The organism is Mycobacterium sp. (assembly GCF_035697385.1).
Taxonomy (GTDB): Bacteria; Actinomycetota; Actinomycetes; order Mycobacteriales; family Mycobacteriaceae; genus Mycobacterium.
The window spans coordinates 1-25530 of record NZ_DASSCY010000007.1; the positions used below are offsets into that span (position 1 = coordinate 1).

Annotated in this window: 23 protein-coding genes and 2 tRNA genes; 15 read left to right on the forward strand and 10 right to left on the reverse strand. The window is 66.5% G+C overall.

Annotated elements, in window-relative coordinates; translation table 11 throughout:
• The first annotated feature begins 3 nt into the window (after positions 1–3).
• On the forward strand, positions 4–1464 hold the full coding sequence (gene gltX / locus VFH65_RS00560) for a glutamate--tRNA ligase (protein WP_353319194.1): 1461 nt from the start codon (positions 4–6) through the stop codon (positions 1462–1464).
• Positions 1465–1605: 141 nt separating this feature from the next.
• Positions 1606–1677, forward strand: a tRNA-Gln gene (locus VFH65_RS00565).
• Here VFH65_RS00565 and VFH65_RS00570 read toward each other — a convergent pair.
• On the reverse strand, positions 1653–4853 hold the full coding sequence (locus tag VFH65_RS00570; protein ID WP_353319171.1) for a BTAD domain-containing putative transcriptional regulator: 3201 nt from the start codon (positions 4851–4853) through the stop codon (positions 1653–1655). The genes VFH65_RS00565 and VFH65_RS00570 overlap by 25 nt on opposite strands.
• Before the next feature lie 47 nt (positions 4854–4900).
• On the opposite strand from VFH65_RS00570, the gene VFH65_RS00575 reads away from it, so the two are divergent.
• The 3 genes from VFH65_RS00575 to VFH65_RS00585 all read left to right on the forward strand — a co-directional run bounded on the left by VFH65_RS00575 (position 4901) and on the right by VFH65_RS00585 (position 6826).
• Positions 4901–5773, forward strand: coding sequence for an NAD(P)-dependent oxidoreductase (locus VFH65_RS00575; RefSeq protein ID WP_353319172.1), 873 nt, complete (start codon positions 4901–4903; stop codon positions 5771–5773).
• Positions 5770–6606 (forward strand): NAD(P)-dependent oxidoreductase, encoded by an 837-nt coding sequence (locus VFH65_RS00580; protein ID WP_353319173.1) that lies wholly within the window; start codon positions 5770–5772, stop codon positions 6604–6606. Before VFH65_RS00575 ends, VFH65_RS00580 begins: the two co-directional genes overlap by 4 nt.
• 147 nt (positions 6607–6753) lie before the next feature.
• Positions 6754–6826, forward strand: a tRNA-Glu gene (locus VFH65_RS00585).
• Between the two features lie 107 nt (positions 6827–6933).
• On the opposite strand, the gene VFH65_RS00590 is transcribed toward VFH65_RS00585, so the two are convergent.
• Entirely contained in the window at positions 6934–7635 is a 702-nt protein-coding gene (locus tag VFH65_RS00590) for an IclR family transcriptional regulator (protein WP_353319175.1), read from the reverse strand.
• A 39-nt stretch (positions 7636–7674) separates the two neighbouring features.
• On the opposite strand from VFH65_RS00590, the gene leuC reads away from it, so the two are divergent.
• The 3 genes from leuC (at position 7675) to VFH65_RS00605 (ending at position 10558) form a co-directional block, all read left to right on the forward strand.
• Positions 7675–9120, forward strand: a complete 1446-nt coding sequence (gene leuC, locus VFH65_RS00595; RefSeq protein WP_353319176.1) for a 3-isopropylmalate dehydratase large subunit — start codon at positions 7675–7677, stop codon at positions 9118–9120.
• Positions 9121–9131: 11 nt separating this feature from the next.
• Positions 9132–9725: a 3-isopropylmalate dehydratase small subunit gene (gene leuD / locus VFH65_RS00600; protein WP_353319177.1), complete on the forward strand. Its 594-nt coding sequence runs from the start codon at positions 9132–9134 to the stop codon at positions 9723–9725.
• 203 nt (positions 9726–9928) lie between these two features.
• Positions 9929–10558 (forward strand): HU family DNA-binding protein, encoded by a 630-nt coding sequence (locus VFH65_RS00605; RefSeq protein ID WP_353319178.1) that lies wholly within the window; start codon positions 9929–9931, stop codon positions 10556–10558.
• A 64-nt stretch (positions 10559–10622) separates the two neighbouring features.
• On the opposite strand, the gene VFH65_RS00610 is transcribed toward VFH65_RS00605, so the two are convergent.
• From VFH65_RS00610 to cofC, 4 genes are all read right to left on the reverse strand, one after another.
• Complete coding sequence (locus tag VFH65_RS00610) at positions 10623–10850, reverse strand: hypothetical protein (protein ID WP_353319179.1); 228 nt, start codon at positions 10848–10850, stop codon at positions 10623–10625.
• A gap of 13 nt (positions 10851–10863) precedes the next feature.
• Positions 10864–11766 (reverse strand): NUDIX hydrolase, encoded by a 903-nt coding sequence (locus VFH65_RS00615; RefSeq protein ID WP_353319195.1) that lies wholly within the window; start codon positions 11764–11766, stop codon positions 10864–10866.
• A gap of 83 nt (positions 11767–11849) precedes the next feature.
• Positions 11850–14039, reverse strand: a complete 2190-nt coding sequence (locus VFH65_RS00620; RefSeq protein WP_353319180.1) for an RNA degradosome polyphosphate kinase — start codon at positions 14037–14039, stop codon at positions 11850–11852.
• A 68-nt stretch (positions 14040–14107) separates the two neighbouring features.
• Entirely contained in the window at positions 14108–14776 is a 669-nt protein-coding gene (gene cofC, locus VFH65_RS00625; RefSeq protein ID WP_353319182.1) for a 2-phospho-L-lactate guanylyltransferase, read from the reverse strand.
• Positions 14777–14838: 62 nt separating this feature from the next.
• On the opposite strand from cofC, the gene VFH65_RS00630 reads away from it, so the two are divergent.
• The 3 genes from VFH65_RS00630 (at position 14839) to VFH65_RS00640 (ending at position 18116) form a co-directional block, all read left to right on the forward strand.
• A complete protein-coding gene (locus VFH65_RS00630; protein WP_353319196.1) occupies positions 14839–15819 on the forward strand; it encodes an NAD(P)H-dependent glycerol-3-phosphate dehydrogenase in 981 nt (326 codons plus the stop codon).
• Between the two features lie 4 nt (positions 15820–15823).
• The gene (locus VFH65_RS00635; protein ID WP_353319183.1) at positions 15824–16927 is read left to right on the forward strand and encodes a cystathionine gamma-lyase; all 1104 of its coding nucleotides are present in this window, start codon (positions 15824–15826) and stop codon (positions 16925–16927) included.
• Between the two features lie 61 nt (positions 16928–16988).
• The gene (locus tag VFH65_RS00640) at positions 16989–18116 is read left to right on the forward strand and encodes a D-alanine--D-alanine ligase family protein (protein ID WP_353319184.1); all 1128 of its coding nucleotides are present in this window, start codon (positions 16989–16991) and stop codon (positions 18114–18116) included.
• Positions 18117–18138: 22 nt separating this feature from the next.
• On the opposite strand, the gene VFH65_RS00645 is transcribed toward VFH65_RS00640, so the two are convergent.
• A complete protein-coding gene (locus VFH65_RS00645; protein ID WP_353319185.1) occupies positions 18139–18678 on the reverse strand; it encodes a DUF3515 domain-containing protein in 540 nt (179 codons plus the stop codon).
• Positions 18679–18687: 9 nt separating this feature from the next.
• Positions 18688–18930 carry an Lrp/AsnC ligand binding domain-containing protein gene (locus VFH65_RS00650; protein WP_353319186.1) on the reverse strand — a complete coding sequence of 81 codons (243 nt, stop codon included), beginning with the start codon at positions 18928–18930 and terminating at the stop codon, positions 18688–18690.
• A gap of 75 nt (positions 18931–19005) precedes the next feature.
• Between VFH65_RS00650 and VFH65_RS00655 the strand changes: the two genes are divergently transcribed.
• Together VFH65_RS00655 and VFH65_RS00660 are read left to right on the forward strand one after the other, a co-directional pair.
• On the forward strand, positions 19006–19962 hold the full coding sequence (locus VFH65_RS00655; protein WP_353319187.1) for a thiamine-phosphate kinase: 957 nt from the start codon (positions 19006–19008) through the stop codon (positions 19960–19962).
• A 28-nt stretch (positions 19963–19990) separates the two neighbouring features.
• Positions 19991–20674, forward strand: a complete 684-nt coding sequence (locus VFH65_RS00660; RefSeq protein ID WP_353319189.1) for a uracil-DNA glycosylase — start codon at positions 19991–19993, stop codon at positions 20672–20674.
• A gap of 85 nt (positions 20675–20759) precedes the next feature.
• Here VFH65_RS00660 and VFH65_RS00665 read toward each other — a convergent pair whose 3' ends face one another.
• On the reverse strand, positions 20760–21095 hold the full coding sequence (locus VFH65_RS00665) for a hypothetical protein (protein ID WP_353319190.1): 336 nt from the start codon (positions 21093–21095) through the stop codon (positions 20760–20762).
• Between the two features lie 68 nt (positions 21096–21163).
• A complete protein-coding gene (rpmB, locus tag VFH65_RS00670) occupies positions 21164–21358 on the reverse strand; it encodes a 50S ribosomal protein L28 (protein WP_353319191.1) in 195 nt (64 codons plus the stop codon).
• Between the two features lie 196 nt (positions 21359–21554).
• Between rpmB and VFH65_RS00675 the strand changes: the two genes are divergently transcribed.
• Positions 21555–23189 (forward strand): DAK2 domain-containing protein, encoded by a 1635-nt coding sequence (locus VFH65_RS00675; RefSeq protein ID WP_353319192.1) that lies wholly within the window; start codon positions 21555–21557, stop codon positions 23187–23189.
• 2 nt (positions 23190–23191) lie between these two features.
• On the forward strand, positions 23192–25399 hold the full coding sequence (gene recG, locus VFH65_RS00680; RefSeq protein ID WP_353319193.1) for an ATP-dependent DNA helicase RecG: 2208 nt from the start codon (positions 23192–23194) through the stop codon (positions 25397–25399).
• Positions 25400–25530: the final 131 nt, after the last annotated feature.

Sequence of the window (25530 nt, forward strand, 5' to 3'; positions counted from 1 at the left end):
GAAGTGCGCGTTCGTTTCTGCCCGTCTCCGACCGGAACCCCGCACGTCGGGCTCGTCCGCACCGCCCTGTTCAACTGGGCGTACGCGCGGCACCACGGCGGCAAGTTCGTCTTCCGCATCGAGGACACCGATGCCGCCCGCGACTCGGAAGAGTCGTACCAGGCGATCCTCGACGCCTTGCGGTGGCTCGGCCTGACCTGGGACGAGGGTCCCGAGGTCGGCGGGCCGTACGAGCCCTACCGGCAGTCCCAGCGGCGTGACCTCCACCTGGACGTCGTCGCGAAACTGCTCGAGGCGGGCGAGGCCTACGAGTCGTTCTCGACGCCCGAGGAGGTCGAGGAGCGGCACAAGGCGGCCGGCCGCGACCCCAAGCTGGGGTACGACAACTTCGACCGCGACCTGACGCCGGAGCAGCGGCAGTCGTACCTCGACGAGGGTCGCAAGCCCGTCGTGCGGCTGCGTATGCCCGACCACGACCTGACCTGGGTCGACCTGGTGCGCGGGGAGACGACGTTCAAGGCGGGCACCGTCCCAGACTTCGCGTTGACCCGCGGCAACGGCATTCCGCTGTACACCCTCGTCAATCCGGTCGACGACGCGTTGATGAAGATCACACACGTGCTGCGTGGCGAGGACCTGCTGTCGTCGACGCCGCGTCAGCTCGCGCTGTACGAGGCGCTGCAGCGGGTCGGTGTGGCCGATTTCACCCCACAGTTCGGCCACCTGCCGTTCGTGATGGGCCAGGGCAACAAGAAGCTGTCCAAGCGTGATCCCGAGTCGAACCTGTTCATCCACCGCGACCGCGGGTTCACTCCCGAGGGATTGCTCAACTACCTGGCACTTCTGGGGTGGAGCATCGCCGACGACCACGACGTGTTCTCGCTCGACGAGATGGTCGCCGCGTTCGACATCGCCAAGGTGAACTCGAATCCGGCCCGGTTCGACCAGAAGAAGGCCGACGCGATCAACGCAGAGCACATCCGGCTGCTGACTCCGGAGGACTTCGCAGGCCGCCTACGGGAGTTCCTGACCACACACGGCCACCCGGTCGACGCCCTCGACGCGGATGCCTTCGCGGTGGCGGCGGACCTGGTGCAGACCCGGATCGTGGTGCTCTCGGACGCATGGGACCTGCTCAAGTTCCTGTTCGTCTCCGACGACGAGTTCGCGATCGACCCGGCGGCCGCGGCCAAGAATCTCGGTGCCGACGCGGCGCCGGTGCTCGACGCTGCCGTCGCGGCGCTCGACGGGCTGGGCACCTGGGCGACCGCCGACCTGGAGGACGCACTCAAGGCGGCACTGATCGACGGCCTCGAGCTGAAGCCGCGCAAGGCATTCGCTCCGGTGCGGGTCGCGGTGACCGGATCGCACATCAGCCCTCCGCTGTACGAGTCGATGGAACTGCTCGGCCGTGACAAGACGATGGCCCGGCTGCGCGCCGGGCGGGCGGCCATCGCGGACTGAGCGCACCGGTCGGCTGGTCAGGAGCGCGTGTACGGCCTCCTGACCAGCCGATTTGGAGGTTCGCGGGTGGGCTTTGCTATTGTTCTCCTCGGTTCGAACGACGGCCTCCGCTTCACCGCGAGGGACGTCGGGACAAGCCATTGGGGTATGGTGTAATTGGCAACACAGCTGATTCTGGTTCAGCCATTCTAGGTTCGAGTCCTGGTACCCCAGCTTTGAGCGACTAGTTCGTCGGGTGCGGTTTGCGCGCCGAGCTGGAACTGCACATCCCATTCCGCGTCGCCCAAGGCGGCTTTCACCGAGTTGGCGATGCGGTCAACGTCGTCGCGCTGACCAGCCGGAAGTGGGCGGCCGACCGAATCCCTCAGACGAGCCGCCGCACCGAGTAGTCGCGCCGCCTGGTCGTGCTCCCCGTCGATTGCATGCGCACCGGCGAGGCCTTCCAGCGCCAGCGCGGTGGCGCGGGGGTCTCCACTGTCGCGGGCGAGCTCGAACCCCTGGCGCTGCAGCCGATGCGCGGTGACGGAGTCGCCCCGTTGCTCGGCGACGAAGCCGAGTTCGGCCAGCGCAAACGCCATGCCGGCATCGAAACGCTGCTCTCTGTGCCATTCGAGGACGTGGCGCAGGTGCTTCTCGGCGACGTCGAGCTGTCCGGATCGACGTGCGCCGAGGCCCAGCCCGGTTTCGGCGTACATCTCCGCGGGCTTGAATCCCTGCTCGGCGCCCAGGAGACGGGCGCGCTCGTGCAGCTGCCACGCCCGCTCATGCTCGCGCCGCAGCATCGCAATACGGCCTAGCCACGACAGCTGAAACGAGATCTCCGGCGCCAGCCGCAGTTCCTCGGCCATGTTCTGCCCGTTGCGGTGCATGCGTTCCGCCCGGTCGTAGTCACCGGCGACCTCGGCGAGGCTGCCGGTGATGTAGCTGCCCTGCAGCTGGCCCCACCGCTCACCAAGTTCGTCCAGCAGCGTGGAGCCGCGGGCGGCGTCGGCCTCGGAGGCGACGAAATCACCCGACGACATGTGGTGGCTCGCCCGGTCGATCAGGGCCACCCCGATGCCCCATTCGTCGCCAAGCGCCTCGAACTCGCTGAGTGCCTTCGTGGTGAGACGCCGGGCCTGCGGCACTCCCACCGACGTCGTGACATAACCGAGGAACCACAACGCGGTGGCCCGGTCGGCCGGGTGGTTGATCCGGTCAGTGACGTCGAACGCGTCGTCGTCGACTGTCACCCCGGCCGCGATGGCCAGTCCGGTGTCCCAGCACCGAGCGATGTTGCGCAGCTCCTCCGACCCGCCGGGCACGGCCAAGGCCTGCCTTATCGACCTGCGCGCCTCGCCGATGCGGCCCCGAAGGAACCAGAACCACGCCATCGCATTGACCAGCCGCAGCGCCAAGTCGGCGTCGTCGGCGCCGATGGCGGTTTCCATGGCGCGACGCAGATTTGGCGTCTCGACTGCGAGTCGGTCCAGCCACACGCACTGCTGACGGGTCCGTAGCGCAGCGGCGGCTCGCTCGGCGAGTCCCACGTAGTAATCCGCGTGGCGGTGCTGCATGGAATCCAGCTCACCCGCGTCCCGCAGGCGCTCCAAGCCATATGCCACAACGGTTTCCAGTAACCGGTAGCGGGGCCCGGGCGTGCGGACTACCAGCGACCGGTCCACCAGGTCCGCCACCAGGCCGGCGACGTCCGCGTGGGCCACCCGGTCGCCGCGACACAACGCTTCAACCGCCGCCAGGTCGGCACCTTCGGCATATACGGCCATGCGTCGAAGCGCAGTCTGCTGCTGTTCGCTCAAGAGTTGCCAGCTCCAGTCCAGTAGCGCGCGCAGCGTGCGGTGACGCGACGGTCCGCTGCGACTCCCGTTGGCCAACAACCGAAAACGATCGTCGAGGCGGTGCAGCAACTCGTGTGGTCCGAGCGCACGGATGCGGGTGGCCGCCAGTTCCAATGCCAGAGGGACACCGTCTAGTCGCCGGCAGATCGCGGCGACCGCTGCGGCGTTGTCCGCGTCGACGGCGAAACCGGGGTCGGCCGCGGCGGCTCGGGCCGCGAACAGCTGAACCGAACTGAACGCCCGAACGTCTTCGACCGCAACGGATGCCGGCCCGGGAATGTCCAAAGGCGGGACATTCCACACGACTTCGCCGATCACGCCCAGCGGCAGCTGACTGGTCGCCAGGATCCTCAGGCCGGGTGCCGCTTGCAGCAGCACGGCCGCCAGTGCCGCCGCCGGCTCGACCATGCCCTCGCAGTTGTCAAGTACAAGCGCAATGTCCTTGTGACGCAGGTATTCCGCCAATCGATTCGCGTCGCAACCCCGTTCGTCGCGGATGCCGAGAGTGCCCGCGATGACGTCGACGATCAGCTCGTTCGGCGGGACCTGTGGGGCGACACCGTGCCGGTCCAGCCCGCTGAGCTCCACCAGCCACGCGTTGGGCAGTTGGCGCGCGGTCTGCAATGCGAGCCTGGTTTTGCCGACACCGCCGGGACCGGTCAACGTGACCAGCCGCGCCCCGCTCAGAAGGGTCAACACGGATTGCACTGCCTCGTCGCGGCCGACCAGTTCGGTCAGGGATTCGGGCAGGTTGGTCGTCGGCTTCGACGTCTTGGCCAACGCCGGGTCCTGCTGCAGAATCGCCTGCTCGAGGGCGGCGATTTCGGGCCCGGGCGCGAGGCCCAGTTCGTCGGCCAACCTACTGCGCAGTTCCCGATAGCTGTCGAGTGCCTCGCTCTGCCGGCCCGTCCGGTACAGCGCATGCATGTAGAGCGCGCGCAGCCGCTCGCGCAGGGGATGGGTTGCGACCAGCTCACCCAGTTCGCCCGCCACCGCGTCGTGCTCGCCGAGTTCGAGCCTGACTGCGGCAAAATCCTCCTGCGCGGTAAGGCGTTCGTCCTCGAGCCGTGCGATGACGGGGGCCGCGAAGGGCGCGTCGGCGATTTCACCGAGCACTGGGCCGCGCCACAGGGCGAGTGCATCGGCCAGCAGCCCGTATCGGACGCGAGCGTCGTCGGTGGCGCGCGCTCGGGCAGTCAGCGCACGAAATTGCGTGGCATCCAGATCCACCGGCATTAGATAGCCGCCGCGCCGGTAGACGACCAGCTGACCGCCGCCAGGCTGAGCCTGCTCCAACACCTTGCGAAGTTGAGAGACTTTGGTCTGCAGCGTGTTGAGCGGGTTGCTGGGCAGCCGATCACCCCACAAATCGTCGACCATTCGATCCGCTGACACCGGCTGACCCTCATGCAGCAATAGGTCGGCGAGCAGGAGCCGCACCTTGGCCTCGGACACACGGACCTCCCGACCGTCGTCGGTCCACACCGCGAGCGGGCCCAGCACCCCGAAGCGCATGTTGTCGACCGTATCCGGCCGGTGTGACAACCTCATGCGCCGACCGTGCGTGAATCGTGCGCGGCCGTCGGCACAGTGGCGGCATGCCAGATTTCAGCAAGCCCTCGGTCACTGTGATCGGGCTCGGCGCGATGGGGTCGGCGCTTGCGTCGGCTGTGCTCGCCGCCGGATACCCGACCACAGTGTGGAACCGCAGCCCCGAGCGGGCGCAACCGCTGGTGGCCGGCGGGGCAGTCGTCGCGGCCACCCCGACGGAAGCCATCGAGGCCTCCCGGCTGGTGATCGTCTGCCTACTGGACGTGGCGTCGGTCACGGAGGTGCTCGACCCGGCCAAGAATGCGCTGGCAGGTCGCGTCCTGGTCAACCTCACCAACGGCACCCCCGCGCAGGCCCGCGAACTCGCCGGTCGTTACGACGCCGACTATCTCGACGGCGGCATCATGGCCGTGCCGCCGACGATCGGGACCGACGACGCGTTCGTTTTCTACAGCGGATCGCGCAGCGCATTCGATACCAACCGCGCCGTGCTGGACCTGTTCGGGGAAAGCCGCTACGTCGGCGACGATGCGGGCCTTGCGGCGCTGCACGACATCGCGCTGCTGTCCGGCATGTACGGGATGTTCATCGGCAGCCTCCATGCGCTCGCGCTGGTCCACTCCGCGGGTATACCGGCCACCACGTTCGCGCCGCTGGTCAAGCGCTACATCGACGCCATGCTCGGCTTCGTCGACGGCGCGGCGGAGCAGATCGACAAGCGGGACTACACGATCGACGTCGTCTCCACCATCGGGATGCAATCGGCCGCCTACGTCAATCTGCTTGAAACGGCCCGTGATCAGGGCCTCAGTCCAGAACTGATCGCACCATTGGAACCGCTGATGGCGCGACGTGTCGCAACAGGCCACGGCCACGAAGACCTGGCCGGTGTCACCGAACTACTCAAGGAGACCAAGTGATTGCGTTCATGGGCTTAGGCCCGATGGGACAGGCGATGGTTCGCGCGTTGGTCAAAGCCGGGCACGAGGTGACGGTGTGGAACCGGACACTGTCGAAGGCCGAAGGGTTGGGTGCGACGGTCGCGCCGACGGTCGCCGACGCGCTGGCCGCCAGTGACGTGGTGTTCCTGAGCTTGACCGACTACCAGGTGATGTTCGACCTGCTCGACGGGCAGCGCGTTGACGGCAAGGTGATCATCAATCTCAGCTCGGACACGCCCGCGACCACTCGGCGGGCGGCCGACTGGTTGGTGCAACTCGGCGCGACGTTGGTCGTCGGGGGAGTGATGGTGCCCGAGGAGTTAGTCGCGACGGAGTCCTCCTACGTCTTCTACAGCGGGCCGGAAAGTATTGTGCGACAGCATGAATCGGTGCTGGCGCTGATCGGCCGCGTCGACTATGTGGGCGAAGACCCGGCGCTGGCGCAGCTGTTCTATCAGGCGCAGCTGGACATCTTCCTGACCTCATTGGCCGCGTACCTGCACGCGACGGCACTGGTCGGCTCCGCGGGCGTCACACCCGACAAGTATGTGCCGTGGGCGAGCGAGGTCTTCGACAACCTCTCCTACTACCTGCCGGAGGCCGCCAAGAACATCGCCAGCGGCAATCATCCCGGTGAGGGGGCCAACATCGTCATGATGGGCGCGACCGCCGACCACATCGTCGGCGCCAGCACCGAAGCCAAGCTGGATCTGGCCTTGCCGCAGGCCGTCAAGTCCCTCTACGACCGCGCGATCGCGGCGGGGAATGGCGGCGAAACGTGGACCAGCCTGTACAAAGTGATCGCCCCGTAACCACGTCTGTCATCGGCCACTACGGAGGCCGGGCCTGACCGTGGACGCGCTGCTGGACCGCGCAACGCTGCGGTTTTGTAGTCGGCCTGCACTGGTGGGCTATGCTGTTTCTTCGGTGCGCCGAGGCGCGCCACACGGAAATGGTCCGGCCCCGTCGTCTAGCGGCCTAGGACGCCGCCCTCTCACGGCGGTAGCGTGGGTTCGAATCCCATCGGGGCTACAGATTTTGCGTTCACTCGCGGGCGAACGTCCGTACCGCGCGACACCGCCGTCGAAATCTCGAGCGGTAAGGAACGTTCGGCTGATCGCCGAACGGGTTGGCGTCAGTCAGAGCCGCCGGGCCAATGCATCCGCGGCCGCCAACAGATCAGCGGCCCACCGTGCACCGGGGCGCCGGCCCATCCGGTCGATCGGCCCTGACACGGACACCGCGGCGATCACCGCACCGCTGCCGTCGCGCACCGGCGCCGAGACGCTGGCCACTCCGGGTTCACGCTCGCCCGCGCTCTGCGCCCAGCCACGCTTGCGGACCTCGGCCAGTGTTCGGTCGGTGAATTTCGCAGCGGGCAGCACTGCCTGCTGGGTCGAGGCGTCGGCGTAGGCCAGCAGCACTTTGGCCCCGGAGCCTGCCGTCATCGGGAGCCGCGCGCCGACTGGAACCGTATCGCGAAGGCCGGCAGGCGGTTCCAGGGCGGCCACACAGATCCTGGACGTGCCCTCACGACGGTAGAGCTGGACGCTTTCACCGGTGATCTCCCGCAGTCGCGGCAGTACCACCGCGCCGGCGGCCAGCAGGGGATCGTTGACCTGCCCGGCCAATTCGGTCAGCGCGGGACCCAGCCGCCAGCGCCCTTCGCCGTTGCGGCTCAGTAGCCGATGCACCTCGAGGCCCGCGGCCAGCCGATGGGCAGTGGCACGCGGCAGGCCGGTGCGCTCGCACAGCTCGGCCAGCCCGCACGGCGAGTCGGCCACCGCATGCAGCACCCCCACCGCTTTGTCCAGCACGCCGATGCCGCTATCCTGTCTCATACAGAGATACTAGCTTCCCAGATTGTGAGATAGTCAAGCATGACTGCCGTCGACAAACCGCGCACCATGGCCGAGAAAGTCTGGGACGACCACGTCGTCGCCCTGGGTCCGGGTGAAGGCGCCGCCCGCGAGCCCGACCTGATCTACATCGATCTGCACCTCGTGCACGAAGTCACGAGTCCGCAGGCGTTTGACGGACTGCGTCTTGCCGATCGCAAGGTTCACCGGCCCGATCTGACGATCGCCACCGAAGACCACAACGTGCCGACGATCGACATCGACAAGCCGATCGCCGACCCGGTATCGCGCATTCAAGTGGAGACGCTGAGGCGCAACTGCGAAGAATTCGGCATTCGACTGCACCAGATGGGCGACGCGGAGCAAGGCATCGTGCACATCATCGGGCCGCAATTGGGATTGACCCAACCCGGAATGACAGTCGTGTGTGGCGACAGTCATACCTCTACGCATGGTGCGTTCGGTGCGCTGGCGATGGGCATCGGCACTTCGGAGGTCGAGCACGTGCTCGCCACCCAGACCTTGCCACTGCGGCCGTTTCGGACGATGGCGGTCAACGTGGACGGTCAACTGCCGCCCGGCGTCAGTGCGAAGGACATCATCCTGGCCGTCATCGCGAAAATCGGCACCGGCGGGGGACAGGGTCACGTCATCGAATACCGCGGCAGCGCCATCGAATCGCTGTCGATGGAGGGCCGGATGACGATTTGCAACATGAGCATCGAGGCCGGCGCCCGCGCCGGCATGGTCGCACCGGACGAAACCACGTTCGAATTTTTGCGCGGCCGTCCGCACGCACCGCATGGCGCCGACTGGGATGCGGCGGTCGCGGCATGGCGCCGACTGCGAACTGACGACGGCGCTGAATTCGACACTGAGGTCTACCTCGACGCGTCGACGCTGAGCCCGTTCGTGACGTGGGGTACTAATCCGGGGCAAGGCGTTCCGCTGTCGGGATCGGTGCCCGACCCGGAGTTGATACTCGACGAAGGCGAGCGCCAATCGGCCGAAAAAGCGTTGGCGTACATGGATCTTCGGCCCGGGATGGCGATGCGTGACATCACCGTCGACATCGTTTTCGTCGGCTCGTGCACCAACGGGCGGATCGAGGATCTGAGGGTGGTCGCGGATGTGCTTCGCGGCCAGAAGGTCGCCGACGGTGTGCGCATGCTCATCGTGCCCGGATCAATGCGGGTGCGCGCGCAGGCCGAATCCGAGGGCCTCGGTGAGGTCTTCATCGCGGCGGGCGCGGAGTGGCGGCAGGCCGGCTGTTCGATGTGCCTCGGCATGAACCCCGATCAACTCTCGCCGGGCCAACGCTGTGCGTCGACCTCCAACCGCAACTTCGAAGGCAGGCAGGGCAAGGGCGGCCGCACACATTTGGTGTCGCCGGCCGTCGCGGCCGCCAGCGCGGTGCGCGGCACGCTGGCTTCTCCCGCCGACCTGCCCGCCGCAACAACTCACTGACAGGAGACGTCATGCAAGCGTTCCGCACTCATACCGGCATCGGCGTGCCGCTGCGCCGGTCCAATGTCGACACCGACCAAATCATCCCTGCGGTCTATTTGAAGCGGGTCACCCGAACAGGTTTCGAGGACGGACTGTTCGCGGCGTGGCGCAACGACCCGTCATTCGTCCTGAATCTGAGCCCGTTCGACAAAGGCTCGGTGTTGGTCGCGGGCCCGGATTTCGGCACCGGCTCGTCGCGCGAACACGCGGTCTGGGCGCTGATGGACTTCGGGTTCCGGGTGGTTATCTCATCCCGGTTCGCGGATATTTTTCGGGGCAACGCGGGCAAGGCGGGCCTTTTGGCGGCCGAAGTCGCCCAAGATGATGTGGAACTCCTGTGGAAGCTCATCGAGCAGCATCCCGGCATGGAAATCACTGTGAATCTTCAAGATCGGAATGTCGTCGCGGGAACGGTCATGGTGCCGTTCACTATTGACGATTACACCGCCTGGCGGCTGCTTGAAGGACTCGACGATATAGGCCTTACGCTGCGGAAACTCGATCAAATCGAGTCATACGAGACGCACCGGCCGAGCTGGAAGCCGCGCACACTTCCGGCCTGACAAAGGCTCGTATCGGCCCGAAAAGGCCGCCCTTCAACCCCGTTCTCCGGAGGCCTCACAGGAGACCAAGGGGGGCAACCAGATTGCCGAAATCTTCGCCAGCTACGCCTGAAATTGCGCGTGGCTCTTGGAAATCAATGGTGATTGGGTTTACCGTGTCCTCTAGTCGGTCCAAGAAGGACCACTGGTTTCGGAGGTTTTGAATGAACAAAGCGGAGCTCATCGACGTACTCACGGAGAAATTGGGCTCGGATCGCCGGCAGGCAACCGCGGCGGTGGAGAACGTTGTCGACACCATCGTGCGTGCGGTGCATAAGGGTGACAGCGTCACCATTACCGGTTTCGGCGTTTTCGAACAACGCCGTCGTGCCGCCCGCGTGGCGCGTAATCCGCGCACCGGCGAGACGGTGAAAGTTAAGCCCACTTCCGTGCCGGCATTTCGGCCCGGCGCACAATTCAAAGCGGTTGTCTCTGGGGCACAGCGCCTCCCGGCGGAAGGACCAGCAGTGAAACGTGGCGTTACGGCAGGAACCGCCAGGAAGGCCGTGAAGAAGACGGCTGCCCGGAAGGCTGTGAAGAAGGCGGCCGTCAAGAAGGCCGTGAAGAAGGCGGCCGTCAAGAAGGCCGTGAAGAAGGCGGCCGTCAAGAGGGCCGTTAAGAAGGCGGCCGTCAAGAAGACGGTAAAGCGGGCCGCAGTCAAGAAGGCTGTCGCCAAGAAGGCTCCGGCCAAGAAGGCCGCCGCCAAGAAGGCTCCGGCCAAGAAGGCCGCCGCCAAGAAGACGGCACGCAAGGCCCCGGCCCGCAAGGCCCCGGCCAAGCGCGGTCGCAAGTAATTTTCGCCATCAGGTACGCCGTGGGTCTTTGGACCCACGGCGCGCCTGTGCGCGGTGAGTTCGGCTAGGCCGCTTCGCACTCCACGACCGACACCGGAGCCATCCGCGCGAAGCGGAAGCCGGCGGCACGCAATAACTCCGCGTACTCAGTCGTCGTGTGCTCACCGCGCGTGGGCGATATGGCGCATTCGATAGCCAAGCCTTTCGCCGTTACTCGGCATCGCCGCGCGGAATTGCGCAGGATCTGCAACACATTGGATTCATCCCAATCGTGCACGAGCGCGCGCAGCACCCAGCGTCAGAGATTACTTCTTGGATGCCAACGGACTGCCAATATGGTCGGCGGCCACCAGTCGCCCGCCGGCCAACGACATCACCCAAGTGCTGCCCTTACGGTTCCTCGATTTGTCAGGTCGCACGCCGTCGCGCTCGCACCACCATGCGATCAGGTCGGGAATCACCTTGCCCTGTGTGCAGATCACCGGAGTACCGCCGGCGCCTGCGATCTCGAGGATGCGATGGCGCGCCGCCTTGCGGTTGTCGGAATAGGCTTCCTCAGTTAAAGCCGATTCGTTGTGGATCGTCGCGCCGAGTTCCTCGGCCAGCGGTTCGAGTGTCTGAACACAGCGCACCCGATCGGCCGCATACAGCTCGCTGGCTCCGAACGCGAGCAGCTGTCCGACGAGAGATTCGGCCTGTGCGCGGCCGTGCTTGTCCAATGGCCGCTTTCGGTCGTCACCCTTGTATCGCGACTTGCTGCCGGCCGTGCCGTGCCGCACGATCAACACAGTCTGGGTGTCGATCGGTTGCTTGGCGAAGTGGCGCAACACTTTCCGATCATGCGGGTAACCCAGTTGTTTCATTGCTTCTGGGATGGGCAGCCATTTGAGTTCGTCGACTTCGTCGTTGGGCGCGAACTCGCCGTCCACTTGGCGCGCCGCCCAATACCGCACCTTCTTGACGCCCTGCTCAATCGGATACGTGACAGCGGTGAGGCGACGACCGAGGTGTGACGTGTAGCCGGTCTCCTCGTGCACCTCGCGTACGGCGGTGACGGGCTCGGTTTCGCCGTGGTCGACCTTTCCCTTGGGCAGCGACCAATCGTCGTAGCGGGGCCGGTGAATGATCGCCACCTCCGGCGCCGCGGCGTTCCCGTTCGAGCGCCACAGCACCGCCCCGGCCGCAAGAACGGCCTTGCTCTGCGGCATCGCGTCTTGCGAAGTCTCCTTCGGCACGTCAACTCCCGCAGGTCATTCGGGCCCTCGCTGGGCCGCATCGCGACAGGCCAGGATCACGGATGGCGGTGGCGTTCCATTATCGACACCTGATGGTCACGAACGGTGTGACCCTCCTGCGGCGATGCGCTCCAGTGACCGTCGACGCCCAGCTCCCAGCATCGGGTCGCTGGATCCATGGCGGACTCGAAGACGTCGTTCAGCGAAGCGGTCAGTCTCGGATCCTTTACCTGAGCCATCACTTCGACCCGTCGGTCGAGATTACGATGCATCATGTCGGCGCTGCCGATCCAGAACTCGTCGATGGCGCGGAAGTGAATAATTCGCGAGTGTTCGAGGAACCGGCCCAGAATCGAGCGCACGACAATGTTCTCGGAGTAACCGGGCGCGCCGGGCTTCAGCGCACAGATGCCCCGCACCACCACCTCGACGCGGACCCCGGCCTGCGACGCCCGGTAGAGCGCGTCGATCACCTGCTCGTCCACCAGGGCGTTGGCCTTGAGCCGGATCAGGCCATCCGCGCCGTCGCGGGTCGCTGCGATCTCGCGTTCGATGCGTTCGACGATGCCCCTGCGCACCCCGTGCGGGGCCACCAGCAGGTTGCGGTAGGTGTCCTTGCGCGAATAACCGGTCAGCGAGTTGAACAGATCGGTGAGGTCGGCACCGATATCAGGAGCGGCGGTCAGCAAGCCGACATCTTCGTACAGGCGCGCGGTTTTCGGGTTGTAGTTGCCGGTGCCGATATGGCAGTAGCGCCGGATCATGGAACCCTCGCGACGCACCACCAGCGCCGTCTTGCAGTGCGTCTTCAGCCCGATCAACCCGTACACGACATGCACGCCCGCTCGTTCCAGCGCGCGGGCCCACTTGATGTTCGCCTGTTCATCGAACCGCGCCTTGATCTCGACGAGCGCAACGACCTGCTTACCGGCCGCGGCGGCGTCGATGAGCGCGTTGACAATCGGGGAATCGCCCGAGGTGCGATACAGCGTCTGCTTGATCGCCAGCACGTTCGGATCGGCGGCGGCCTGCTCGATGAAGCGTTGCACCGTCGTGGAAAACGAGTCGTAGGGGTGATGCACGAGCACATCGCCGTCGCGCAACGTCGAGAAGATGCTCTTGGGTGTCTCGCGCTCGCCGAACGCCGGCGGCGTCGCCGGTACGAACGGCGGGTCCTTCAGCGCAGGCCGGTCGACACCGTAGATCTGCCACAGCGACGTCAGGTCCAGCAGCCCTGGCACTTCGATGACGTCACCGGGATCGACGTCGAGTTCACGCAGCAGCAGTTCCAACATGGACTCGGTCATGTCGTCGGAAACTTCAAGACGAACCGGAGATCCGAAGCGCCGCCGCGCAAGTTCGCGTTCGAGCGCCTGCAGGAGGTCTTCGTCGCGGTCCTCTTCCACCTCGAAATCCGCATTGCGGGTGATGCGGAACGCATGATGCTCGACGATTTCCAGCCCGGGGAACAGAACCGGAAGGAACGCGGCGATCAACTCCTCCATCGGCAGGAAGCGCACGACAGTCGGAGTACCTTCGCGCCCGTCCATCTGGACGAAGCGATCGACGTTGTCGGGCACCTTGATTCGGGCGAAGTGCTGCCCGCCGTCATCGGGATGCTTGACGGTGATCGCCAGGTTCAGGCTCAGGCCGCTCACGAAAGGGAACGGATGCGCAGGGTCGACGGCCAACGGAGTCAGCACCGGGAACACCTGCTCGTGGAAGTAGGTGGACAATCGTCCGCGTTCGGCGTCGTCGAGTTCGGACCACGTGACGATCACGATGCCTTCGTCGGCAAGCGCCGGACGCACCGAGTCGAGGAACACGTGTGCGTGCCGGCTCGCGATTTGTTGTGTGCGTTCGCTGATCCGGCGCAACTGCTCGCGCGGCGACAGTCCGTCGGCCGACCGCACCGAAAGGCCCATCTCGTCGCGGCGCTTCAGACCCGCGACGCGCACCATGTAGAACTCGTCGAGGTTCGACGCGAAGATCGCCAGGAACTTCGCTCGCTCGAGCAGCGGCAGGGACGTGTCTGCGGCAAGTGCGAGCACCCGCGCGTTGAACTCCAGCCAGCTCAGCTCGCGGTTGACGTAGCGATCCTCGGGTAAGGCGTCGTCGATCGCGGGCGAGGTCGCCGCGGGTGGCGCTTCGGGAGCCGCCCTGTCGGAGATCGGCGTCGCGGGCCGAATCGCCGCCGTGTCCGACTCCGTGTCATCGGCTCGAATCTGGGCTTCGGCTTCCGTCATCTCTCCGATGATTCCCTATCGAGCAGTCGTCCTGCTACCGCGGAGGGTCATCCCGTCGCTTTCGTCGTTCACATTGGTCGGCGGATGGCCTGCGCTGTTGCCGGTCCAACGCCCAGTCGGCGCGCGACCAGCAGGTCGTCGGGCGTATCGATGTCGCAGCGCAGCCCTGGCCACGCGCCCGTCAGTTCGATGGCGCCCGAGTGCCGATGGCGCTGCGCAGAATCGGGACCGAAGTGCGGGTCGAGCGCGACGCCGAACGCGAAGAGCGCCGAGGTGCCCGTACCGTGCCGGTCGCCGACGAAGCTGCGGGGGTACTCGCGGGCGGCGGTGATCGCTTCTGCCAATTCCTGTGGTTGAAGTGCGGGCAGATCACCTTGCAGCGCAACGATATTGGGAGTCATCTCGCGTACCGACGCCTCGGCGGCGGCGATCGCGTTGTTCAACGGATTGCGATGGCCGTCCGGTGTCGGGTCGACGAGAACTCGCGCGCCGAGCTCACGGGCCGCGTCGGCGGCATCCTCATCCGGAGTGACGACGGTAACCGCCTGTAGTGCCGAGACGGCCGAGGCGGCGCTGATGGTGTCTACGAGCATGGCAAGGACCACGCTGCCGCGAGTGGTCGACGAAAAGACCGGTGCCAACCGTGTCTTGGCGGCGGTGAGTCGTTTCACCGCGATCACCAGGGCGACGTCCGCATTCGCCGACTGCGCGGCCGCGGTGTCAGTTTTGCCGCTCATGAGCGCCATCCTGCCAGCACCGAGCACCGCGATAGGGTTAGGCCGTGGTGGAGGCGGCGGTAATGGGCGCCGGTGCGTGGGGAACAGCGCTGGCCAAGGTCTTGGCGGATTCGGGCAGCGACGTCGCGTTGTGGGCCCGTCGCCAGGAGCTGGCCGACGAGATCAACGACACACATCGCAACACCGGCTACCTCGGCGACGTCGAGCTGCCGAAGTCGATCCGCGCGACCACTGACCCGGCCGAGGCGCTGACCGGCGCCTGCACGGTATTGCTTGCAGTGCCGTCGCAGACGTTGCGCGCCAATCTCGAGCAGTGGACGGGCATGATCGGTGGCGACTCCACCCTCGTCAGCCTGGCCAAGGGCATCGAGCTCGACACGTTGATGCGCATGAGTCAGGTCATCGTCCAGGTAACCGGTGCTGACCCGTCGCGGGTGGCGGCGGTCACCGGTCCGAATCTGGCCAGCGAGATCGCCGACGAACAACCGGCGGCCACTGTCGTCGCCTGCAGCGACTCCGGGCGGGCCGTGACGTTGCAGCGCGCGCTGTCCACCGGGTACTTCCGTCCGTACACCAACGCCGACGTCATCGGAGCCGAGGTCGGCGGGGCGTGCAAGAACGTGATCGCATTGGCCTGTGGGATGGCCGCCGGGGTCGGGCTGGGGGAGAACACCCTGGCCGCGATCATCACCCGCGGGCTGGCCGAAATCATGCGGCTCGGAGTCGCGTTGGGCGCCAAGCCGGTGACGCTGGCCGGACTCGCAGGTGTCGGCGACCTGGTCGCCACCTGCACATCTCCGCATTCCCGCAACCGGTCGTTCGGCTACCGGCTCGGCAAGGGCGGCACCGTCGAGTCGGCCATGCAGGCGGCAGGGGGCCACATCGCCGAGGGCGTGTCGTCCTGCAAATCGGTGCTGGCGCTGGCCGCCAGCTACGACGTCGAAATGCCGCTCACCGATGCCGTGCATCGCGTGTGCCACAAGGGTTTATCCGTCGACGAGGCGGTCGTGCTGCTGCTCGGCCGTAGCACCAAACCGGAGTGAGCCGATGGACTGGCAGTACGGTGACTCCACTCGCTGCGTGAAAGCCGTTGGCTCAGAACCTGTTCCAGGTCAACCGGTCGCAACCGTGCCGGTTCCGGCGTCGACGTTTCACCTGTCGCCCGATGAGGCCGAGCTGCAGGACAGTTACGGCCGCAGCTCCAATCCGACCTGGCGCCAACTAGAATCCGCCTTGGCTGAACTCGAGGGAGCGGCGACGGCTCTGGTGTTCGGGTCGGGGATGGCCGCGATCACGTCGGTGCTTCGGGTGCTGGCCAAGCCTGGCCAAAAGCTGGTGGTGCCCGCCGACGGCTATTACCAGGTGCGCCGATATGCCGCGGAATATCTTGCCCCGCAAGGCATCACCGTGGTCGAAGCGCTCAGCGACGAAATGTGCGCAGCATCGTCTGATGCCGACATGGTACTCGCGGAGACGCCTGCCAATCCCGGGCTGGACGTCGTAGACCTGCACCGGCTGGCGATGGACTGCCGCAGCCGCGGAGCCGTCCTCGTCGTCGACAACACCACCGCGACACCGCTGGGCCAGCAGCCTCTGTCGTTGGGGGCCGACCTCGTCGTGGCCAGCGCCACCAAGGCACTGTCGGGTCACAGCGATGTCGTCGCAGGCTACGTCGCAGGCAGTCACCCCGACCTGATGGCCGCGGTGGAACGGGACCGTTTGCACGCCGGGGGAATCCTCGGCGCGTTCGAGGCGTGGCTGGTGCTGCGCAGCCTTGCCAGCGCTGGTCTGCGGTTCGAACGGCAGTGTCAGAACGCACTGGCGCTTGCGGTGACGCTGCACGCCCATCCTGCAGTGCGGTCCGTGCGCTATCCCGGCCTGCCCGACGATCCCTCGCATCGAGTCGCCACCCAACAGATGAAGCGGTTCGGAGGGCTGCTCGCCGTCGAACTGGAAGACGCGCAGGCCGTGCACGCGCTGGTGGAGCGCAGCGCGCTGCTGATCGCATCGACCAGTTTCGGCGGCATCCATACGTCCGTCGACCGTCGTGCCAGGTGGGGTGATCCGGTCGGCGAGGGCTTCGCCAGGATCTCGCTAGGTATAGAAGACACCGACGATTTGATCGCCGATATCGAGCAGGCATTGGGGTAAAAGCCCAGGCCGTGACGCTGCGGGATGCAGGTTGGCGCTTGGGCGGTAGCCTCTCTAGGTTGTGACTGCCCGCAACGAACCCGGCTTAGCCGGTCGCGTCCGTGTCGCCGTCGTCTACGGCGGACGCAGCTCCGAGCACGCGATTTCGTGCGTTTCCGCAGGCAGCATCCTCCGCAACCTCGATCCGGAGCGGTTTGAGGTGGTCGCGGTCGGCATCACCCCGGGTGGGGCATGGATGCTCACCGATGCCCGGCCGGACACCCTGGCGATCACCGACGGCAAGCTGCCTGAGGTGACCGGATCGTCGGGCACAGAGCTGGCCTTGCCCGCCGACCCTGGCCGCAGCGGCGAACTGCTGTCGCTCGGGCAAGGGGCAGGGGAGCTGCTGACCGCGGTCGACGTCGTCTTTCCGGTGCTTCATGGTCCCTATGGGGAGGACGGCACCATCCAGGGTCTGCTCGAACTGGCCGGCGTGCCGTACGTCGGGGCGGGCGTGCTGGCCAGTGCGACCGGTATGGACAAGGAGTTCACCAAGAAGCTGCTCGTCGCCGAGGGCCTGCCGATCGGCGACCACGTCGTGGTGCGGCCGAATCAGGACACGGTGGACCTCGAGGACCGCGAGCGCCTGGGCCTGCCGGTGTTCGTCAAACCCGCCCGCGGCGGATCCTCGATCGGCGTGAGCCGGGTGACGGCCTGGGATCAGCTTCCCGAGGCGATCGCCCAGGCTCGCCGTCATGATCCGAAGGTGATCGTCGAGGCGGCGGTGCCCGGACGCGAATTAGAGTGTGGCGTCCTGGAATTCCCCGACGGCCGGGTCGAAGCCAGCACCGTCGGCGAAATCCGGGTGGCTGGTGTGCGGGGTAACGAGGACGCGTTCTACGACTTCTCCACCAAGTATCTGGAGGACGCCGCCGAACTCGATGTGCCCGCCAAGATCGACGATGATGTCGCGGATACGGTGCGCCAGTTGGCCATTCGTGCGTTCCGTGCGATCGACTGTCAGGGCCTTGCCCGCGTCGACTTCTTCCTCACGGAGAACGGACCGGTCGTCAACGAGATCAACACGATGCCGGGCTTCACCACCATCTCGATGTATCCGCGGATGTGGGCGGCCAGCGGCATGGATTACCCGACGTTGTTGGCCACCATGGTGGAAACCGCGCTGAAGCGCGGCACGGGCCTGCGCTGATTGAACGTTCGTCGGGTGGCTGTCAACGCGCCGGGGCCGGGTCAATCGCCTTGGCGGGCAACGCTTTCGCGAGCACTTCGGAGATCTCCTGGATGGGTGTCGGCCCCGATCCCGGCGGGGACGTCAGCGCCACATACACCGCCCTGTCGACGGTGAACCACGTGCTGCGCTCCTCATCCGCTACGCGGAACCATTGAACGGTGTCGACGACTTGAACCGGGGCCCCCACGACGAACTCGGCGGGCCGGTCCACCCCGCACCGCAGAACGACGGGTTCGGTGTCGGCGCCTGCCTGCCACACTGCCGCGCCTGCGGGGGCGGGTTGGGCGACGGGTGCGCGACGGTAGTCACCGAGTTGTTCGGGCAGCGCGTCCAAAAGTGTGCGGCATTCCGTGCTGTCGGCCTTCGGTGCCGGGGCCGAGGCGATCACGACCGGTTGCTGACCGGGTGGACTCTGCCGCAGTACCGCGACAACCAGGACGGCGATGATGGCCCCGACCGCCACCACGATCGCCGCGATCAGTACTGCCCGCGGCGGGCCGTCGCTGGTCTCGGAATCCACAGCCAAACTCTAAGGCCGCGCTCCGTTCGCGATCGGGCAGGTCAGCGTGCGAGTGATGCCGGTGACCTGCTGCACGCTGGCGACGACGTTGGCCTGAAGCTCGTCGAAGGTGTCCGCCCCGATGCGCACCACCACGTCATAGGGGCCGGTCACATACTCCGACGACAACACGCCTGGAAGGGCGGCGAGCTGCTTGGCGATGACCTCGGCGCGGCCCACCTCGGTCTGGATCAGCATGAAAGCCTCGACCACCCGCTATACCCTCCCTCGCGCTGCATAGACTCCACGCCGCAGGGACCAAACGTACCGCAGCCCACGGGAGGTGACATGGCGAGCGACGAGTCCGCCGAGACCCTCACGGGCGTTGGCGAGTTCGCCGTGATCGACCGGCTGGTGGCAGGCCGCGACCAACCGGCGTCGGTTTCGGTGGGACCCGGTGACGACGCCGCGGTCGTGTTTGCCCCTGACACCAGGACGGTGGTGTCCACCGACATGCTTGTCGAAGGCCGGCATTTCCGTCTGGACTGGTCCACGCCCCATGACATCGGCCGCAAGGCCATCGCGCAGAACGCCGCCGACATCGAGGCAATGGGTGCCAGCGCGACAGCTTTCGTGGTCGCGTTCGGTGCGCCTCCTGACACCGCGACGGCTCGCGCGGTGGAGCTGGCCGACGGCTTGTGGCACGAGGCGCGGCTGTTCGGCGCAGCCATCGTCGGAGGCGACCTGGTGAGCGCCCCGCAATGGGTGATCTCCGTGACCGTGCTTGGCGATCTCGACGGTCGTGATCCGGTGCTTCGCAGCGGCGCCCGGCCCGGCGACACCGTGGCCGTCGCCGGTGACCTTGGTCGCTCTGCGGCAGGATATGCGTTGTGGCACAGCGGTATTCGCCAGTTCGACGAGCTACGACGTCGGCACCTGGTGCCCGAACCTCCGTACGGCCAAGGTAGGGTGGCCGCCGATGCCGGCGCAACCTCGATGACCGACGTCTCCGACGGACTGCTGGCCGACCTCGGCCATATCGCGCAGGCCTCGGGTGTCGGCGTCGACGTGTCCACCGCCGGACTTGCCGCGGATGCCGAAGCTGTTTCCGGCGCGGCGGGCGCGGTCCGCGCCGACGCGTTGGCCTGGGTGCTCGCCGGCGGTGAGGACCATGCGCTGGTGGCGACGTTTCCCGGTTCGGCACCGGAGGGTTGGCGGGTGATCGGCAGGGTGCTCGACGGCCCGCCCCGAGTGGTGGTTGACGGCGATAAATGGGAGGGAAACGCGGGTTGGGAGTCGTTCTGACCAAGCGCGCACGCTAGGTTGGCTTTTCGTGACCGCTCGTCCGTTGAATGAAATAGTCGAAGAAGGCTGGGCCCGCGCGCTGGAACCCGTCGCCCCCCAGGTCGCTCAGATGGGCGAGTTCCTCCGCGCCGAACTGGCGGCGGGCCATCAATATCTGCCTGCCGGCCCGAATGTCTTGCGCGCCTTCACATTCCCGTTCGAGAGCGTTCGCGTCCTCATCGTCGGCCAGGATCCGTATCCGACGCCTGGTCATGCGGTGGGGCTGAGCTTCTCGGTCGCCGCCAACGTGCGGCCGCTGCCCCGCAGCCTGGACAACATCTTCACCGAATACGGCAAGGACTTGGGCTACCCCATGCCGGCCAACGGCGACCTGAGCCCGTGGGCGCAGCGGGGGGTGATGCTGCTGAACAGGGTGCTGACCGTGCGTCCCGGAAACCCCGCATCGCATCGGGGCAAGGGCTGGGAGGCAGTGACCGAATGTGCAATCCGCGCCCTGGTGGCGCGCGAGCAACCGCTGGTTGCGGTGTTGTGGGGCCGTGACGCGTCGACGCTCAAACCGATGTTGACCGGCAATGACTGCGTGGCGATCGAATCTCCGCATCCCTCACCGCTGTCGGCCTCACGCGGATTCTTCGGCTCGCGCCCGTTCAGCCGCGCGAACGAACTGTTGGAGAAGATGGGGGCGGACCCCATCGACTGGCGGCTGCCCTAGCCACGCGGTACTTCCGCGAAATCGACGTTTTGCAGGCAACTACTCGAAGTTTCACTGCGAAACGTCGATTTGGGCGCAGTCGAGATCAAGGCACCGGGATCGGCGGCGGTGCCGGGATCGCCGGCGGCGACGGTATCGCGGGCGGTGAGGGGATCGCGGGCGGTGACGGGATATCAGGCACCGGGACGGTGATCGAGCCATCCCCACCGGGCTCCGTCGTCGTCGGCAGCTCCGGTGAGACCGTCACCGACGTCGGCGATGTCGTGGTCGTCGCCTCAGTGGTGGTGGTCGTCGTCGTCGTGGTGGTCGTCGCATCCGTGCCGGAGTCGTCGCCGCCACATCCGGTCGCCAGCGAACCCGCCGCGACTCCGGCGGCCAACGCGAACAGAGCAGAATCCGGGAAAACGCGGCGGATAATCATGAGGGCGGAGTTACCCGCCGATCAGGCAGCTAAACGCTAGCCGCGCTGTCTGGTCTTCGCGCGAGCGCTCATCCGCGCGCGACCTTGCCCGCCTTGATGCACGACGTGCACACATTGACGCGCTTCTTGTTGCCGCCGGGATGGCTCACGGCGCGCACTGTCTGAATATTGGGGTCCCACCGACGGCTGGTCCGGCGATGGGAGTGCGACACCGACTTGCCAAAGCCGGGGCCTTTCCCGCAGATCTCGCAGACGGCAGCCATATGACGAACTCCTCGGATCAGTACTGGGGGTCTGGGTATTGGCCGCACCGGCCGCGGGCCGACCCGACAACCTGACCAGGATACCGGCAGCGGAAGGTATCGCCAAAATGCGCTCCACCGGGTCGACATTGTCATCAGTGATGTCGCCACCACTGACTAGGCTGACGCCCACGGCGGCTTAGCGGTTGGAGGTGGGATGTCGGCTCGGCGCCTCGATGCCTCCGCCTTGCGGGACTGGGCACACACCGCAGTCGGCGACCTGATTTCCCACACCGACGAGATCAATCGGCTCAACGTTTTCCCAGTGGCTGATGCTGACACCGGCACAAACATGCTGTTCACGATGCGTTCGGCGTGGGCTCAGGCCGAAGCGCAATCCGCGACCGACGACGTTGTCCAGGTGGCTGCCGCGCTGGCCGACGGCTCGTTGCGCGGCGCCCGCGGCAATTCCGGCGTCATCCTTTCGCAGATTCTGCGCGGCCTTGCCGATGTCACCGCGGCCGCGGCGGCAGACCGGGGCGGGGCATTGGCCGAGATCAACGGACCGATCTTCGCAGCCGCACTGCGCCACGCGGTGGGCCTGGTGGTGGCGTCGATGGGTGAAGCGGTGCCCGGCACGATCGTCTCGGTGTTGCAGGACGCGGCGGGGGCCGCCGAACACGCCGCCGCCGACGGCGCGGAGCTGGCCGACGTGGTTTTCGCCGCCGCTGACGCCGCGGTGATCGCGCTGGACAAAACCACCGAACAGCTCGACGTGCTGGCCGACAACGGCGTGGTGGACGCCGGCGGCCGGGGTCTGCTGGTACTGCTGGACGCGATGAGCACGACCTTGGGTAAGCACGCCCCACTCCGGCACGAATACCTGCCGTCGCCGCCGCAGGTCGAGGCCGCACCCAGCGCATTCGCGGCGCCGCTGTTCGAGGTGATGTACCTGCTCAGCGGGTGTGACCCGGCCGGCGTCGAGAAGCTGCGCCAACGCCTGGACCAGCTGGGCGAATCGGTGGCCATCGCGGCCTCGGCCGACGGCGCGGGCCACTATTCGGTACACGTACACGCCGACGACGCCGGCGGCGCTGTGGAGGCGGCGCTGGCGGTCGGCACGCCAAGCCGCATCCAGATCACGTCGCTCACCGGGGCCGCAGGCGCGCGCCCGCCGGGCGGATGGAGCCGCGAGCGGGCGGTGCTCGCGGTCGTCGACGGCGACGGCGCTGAAGAACTGTTCGCGGGTGAGGGCGCACACGTGTTGCGGCCGGAGGTCGGCTCGCCGGTCAACGCCAAACATCTCCTGCATGCCCTCGTCAACGCCGGCGCCGCGCAGATCATGGTGCTGCCCAACGGCTACGTGGCCGCCGAGGAGCTGGTCGCGGGATGCACGGCCGCCATCGGTTGGGGCATCGACGTGGTGCCCGTGCCCGCAGGGTCCATGGTGCAGGGCCTCGCCGCTCTCGCCGTCCATGACGCAGACCGGCAAGCCGTCGACGATGGTTACACCATGGCTCGTGCCGCTGCCGCAGCCCGGCACGGCTCAGTGCGGGTCGCCACCGAGGAGGCGCTGACCTGGGCAGGCACCTGCAAGCCCGGGGATGGGTTGGGCATTGCAGGCGACGAGGTCCTCATCGTCGGCGGCGACGTCACCGCTGCGGCCGCCGGTCTTATCGACCTGCTGCTGGCCGCAGGCGGGGAACTGGTCACCGTGCTCACCGGCGCGGGCGTCGACCCCGGCGTCGGCGAGGCGCTGCAGGACCATGTCCATCGCCAGCACCTCGGCGCCGAGCTGGTGACCTATCACACCGACCACCGCGGCGACGCGCTGCTGATCGGGGTCGAGTAGCCGTGGCCGTGCTGACCGACCGGCTGGACTACGTGCTCGGCAAGAAAGCCGCGGACCCGCTCGAACAGCACTTCGGCATCCGCACCGTCAACGACCTACTTCGGAATTACCCGCGCAAGTACAGCGATGGCATGACCGTGCTTGGCGAAGGAGAGGAACTCGAAGAAGGCGAGCACGTCACGTTCGTCGACGTCATCACGAAGGTGGAGGTCAGGTGGACCAACCGCTCGCCGAAGCGCGAGTACATGGTCGTCACACTCGGCCACCGCAAGCCGAAAGTGACGGCGACGTTCTTCAACGTCAAGTTCCTGAAGAATTCGTTGACCGAAGGCTTGCGGGTAATGCTGTCCGGAGAGGTCGGGTACTTCAAAGGCACGCTGCAGCTGACCCATCCGGCGTTCCTCATTCTGCATGCAAGCGGCAAGGTCACAGGAACCAAGTCGCTCAAGACAATCGCCTCCGCTTCGGGCGGCACAGGCGACGAGTTGCTGTCGGCGTTCGAGCGCGAGTTCTTCCCTATCTACAGCGCCAACAAGAAGGTGCAAACCTGGGAGATCTACGCATGTGTGCGCCAGGTCTTGGACGTGCTCGACCCGATCGATGAGCCACTGCCGGAATCCTTTCTGCGGCAACATAATCTGATCACAGAAGACGAGGCGCTGCGGGCGATACACATGGCCGAAAAGACGGCCGATCGCGAACGCGCCCAGGCCCGGCTCACGTATGACGAGGCGACCGGCCTGCAATGGGCGCTGGTCGGGCGGCGGTACGGCGAACTGAGCGAATCGGGGCCACCGGCGCCGCTCGCCGACGACGGCCTCGCGGCAGCCATGCGCAAGCAGATGCCGTTCGAATTGACCGGCGGCCAAAAGGAAGTACTGAACGTGTTGACGTCCGAGTTGGCCGCCACCAGGCCGATGAACCGGATGCTGCAGGGCGAAGTGGGATCGGGCAAGACCATCGTCTCCGTGCTGGCGATGCTGCAGATGATCGACGCCGGCTATCAGTGCGCATTGTTGGCGCCGACGGAAGTCCTTGCCGCCCAGCATGCCCGGTCGATCCGGGATGTCCTTGGGCCGCTGGCGATGGCAGGTCAGTTGGGCGGCGCCGAGCGCTCGACGCGCGTCGCACTGCTGACCGGGTCGATGTCGGCCCCGCAGAAGCGGGAGGTACGCGACGAGGTCGCAAGCGGCGATGCAGGCATCGTCATCGGGACGCACGCGTTGCTCCAGGAGGCCGTCGAGTTCAAGAGACTGGGCATGGTCGTCGTCGACGAACAGCACCGGTTCGGCGTCGAACAACGAGATCGATTGCGCGCCAAGGCTCCTGACGGTTTGACGCCCCATCTGCTGGTGATGACCGCTACGCCCATCCCTCGCACTGTTGCTCTTACGGTCTACGGCGACCTTGAGACGTCGACACTGCGCGAGCTGCCGAGGGGCCGTCAACCCATAACAACCAACACCATCTTCGTGACCCAGAAACCGACGTGGCTCGACCGCGCGTGGGAGCGCGTCGTCGAAGAGGTGCACGCGGGCCGCCAAGCCTACGTCGTCGCGTCGCGCATCGACGAGAACGACAAACCCGGCAAGGACGATGGCGGGCCGCCCGCCACCACCGTGGTCGAGCTGTTCGGGCGACTCAAGCAAGGCTCATTATCGCGGATAAGGCTCGGGCTCATGCACGGCCGGCTGCCCAGCGACGAGAAGGACGCGGTGATGGCGGCGTTTCGGGCGGGGGAGATCGATGTCCTGGTGTGCACCACGGTCATTGAGGTCGGCGTCGATGTCCCGAATGCGACGGTGATGGTCGTGATGGACGCCGACCGGTTCGGCATCAGCCAGTTGCACCAGCTGCGTGGTCGCATCGGCCGTGGCGAGCACCCCAGCCTGTGCCTGCTCGCCACGAAGTTGCCGGAGGGGTCCAAGGCAGGGGAGCGGCTGAAGGCGGTCGCGGGCACCCTCGATGGGTTCAAGCTCGCCGACCTCGATCTGAAGGAGCGCAAAGAGGGAGATGTGTTGGGGCTCAGCCAATCCGGCCGCCCGATAACACTGAGGTTCTTGTCGCTGTCCGAGCACCTCGACATCATCTTGGCGGCTCGTGAGTTCTGCGAATCACGCCACGAGAAGAAGCCCGACCATCCCGGAATGGCGCTGCTGGCCGCACAGTTCACCGATACTGACCGCGTCGAATACCTGGACAAGGCATGAGCCGCAGCCGGTTGCTGTGGCTGACGGTCGCGGTGGCGCTCGCGGTGATCGTCGCGTACCAGGTCGTCGCGTCGGCGGGTGATCGCGCGTCGCAGTTCATCGCAGGCGCCGAAATGCCCACCGTCGCGCCC

Excerpts from the sequence above, each read along its gene's own strand:
- VFH65_RS00570 (WP_353319171.1), bottom strand. The coding sequence starts at position 4,853 with ATGAGGTTGTCACACCGGCCGGATACGGTCGACAACATGCGCTTCGGG.
- VFH65_RS00575 (WP_353319172.1), top strand. The coding sequence starts at position 4,901 with ATGCCAGATTTCAGCAAGCCCTCGGTCACTGTGATCGGGCTCGGCGCG.
- VFH65_RS00590 (WP_353319175.1), bottom strand. The coding sequence starts at position 7,635 with ATGAGACAGGATAGCGGCATCGGCGTGCTGGACAAAGCGGTGGGGGTG.
- leuC (WP_353319176.1), top strand. The coding sequence starts at position 7,675 with ATGACTGCCGTCGACAAACCGCGCACCATGGCCGAGAAAGTCTGGGAC.
- leuD (WP_353319177.1), top strand. The coding sequence starts at position 9,132 with ATGCAAGCGTTCCGCACTCATACCGGCATCGGCGTGCCGCTGCGCCGG.
- VFH65_RS00605 (WP_353319178.1), top strand. The coding sequence starts at position 9,929 with ATGAACAAAGCGGAGCTCATCGACGTACTCACGGAGAAATTGGGCTCG.
- VFH65_RS00615 (WP_353319195.1), bottom strand. The coding sequence starts at position 11,766 with ATGCCGCAGAGCAAGGCCGTTCTTGCGGCCGGGGCGGTGCTGTGGCGC.
- VFH65_RS00620 (WP_353319180.1), bottom strand. The coding sequence starts at position 14,039 with ATGACGGAAGCCGAAGCCCAGATTCGAGCCGATGACACGGAGTCGGAC.
- cofC (WP_353319182.1), bottom strand. The coding sequence starts at position 14,776 with ATGAGCGGCAAAACTGACACCGCGGCCGCGCAGTCGGCGAATGCGGAC.
- VFH65_RS00630 (WP_353319196.1), top strand. The coding sequence starts at position 14,839 with ATGGGCGCCGGTGCGTGGGGAACAGCGCTGGCCAAGGTCTTGGCGGAT.
- VFH65_RS00635 (WP_353319183.1), top strand. The coding sequence starts at position 15,824 with ATGGACTGGCAGTACGGTGACTCCACTCGCTGCGTGAAAGCCGTTGGC.
- VFH65_RS00655 (WP_353319187.1), top strand. The coding sequence starts at position 19,006 with ATGGCGAGCGACGAGTCCGCCGAGACCCTCACGGGCGTTGGCGAGTTC.
- VFH65_RS00665 (WP_353319190.1), bottom strand. The coding sequence starts at position 21,095 with ATGATTATCCGCCGCGTTTTCCCGGATTCTGCTCTGTTCGCGTTGGCC.
- rpmB (WP_353319191.1), bottom strand. The coding sequence starts at position 21,358 with ATGGCTGCCGTCTGCGAGATCTGCGGGAAAGGCCCCGGCTTTGGCAAG.
- VFH65_RS00675 (WP_353319192.1), top strand. The coding sequence starts at position 21,555 with ATGTCGGCTCGGCGCCTCGATGCCTCCGCCTTGCGGGACTGGGCACAC.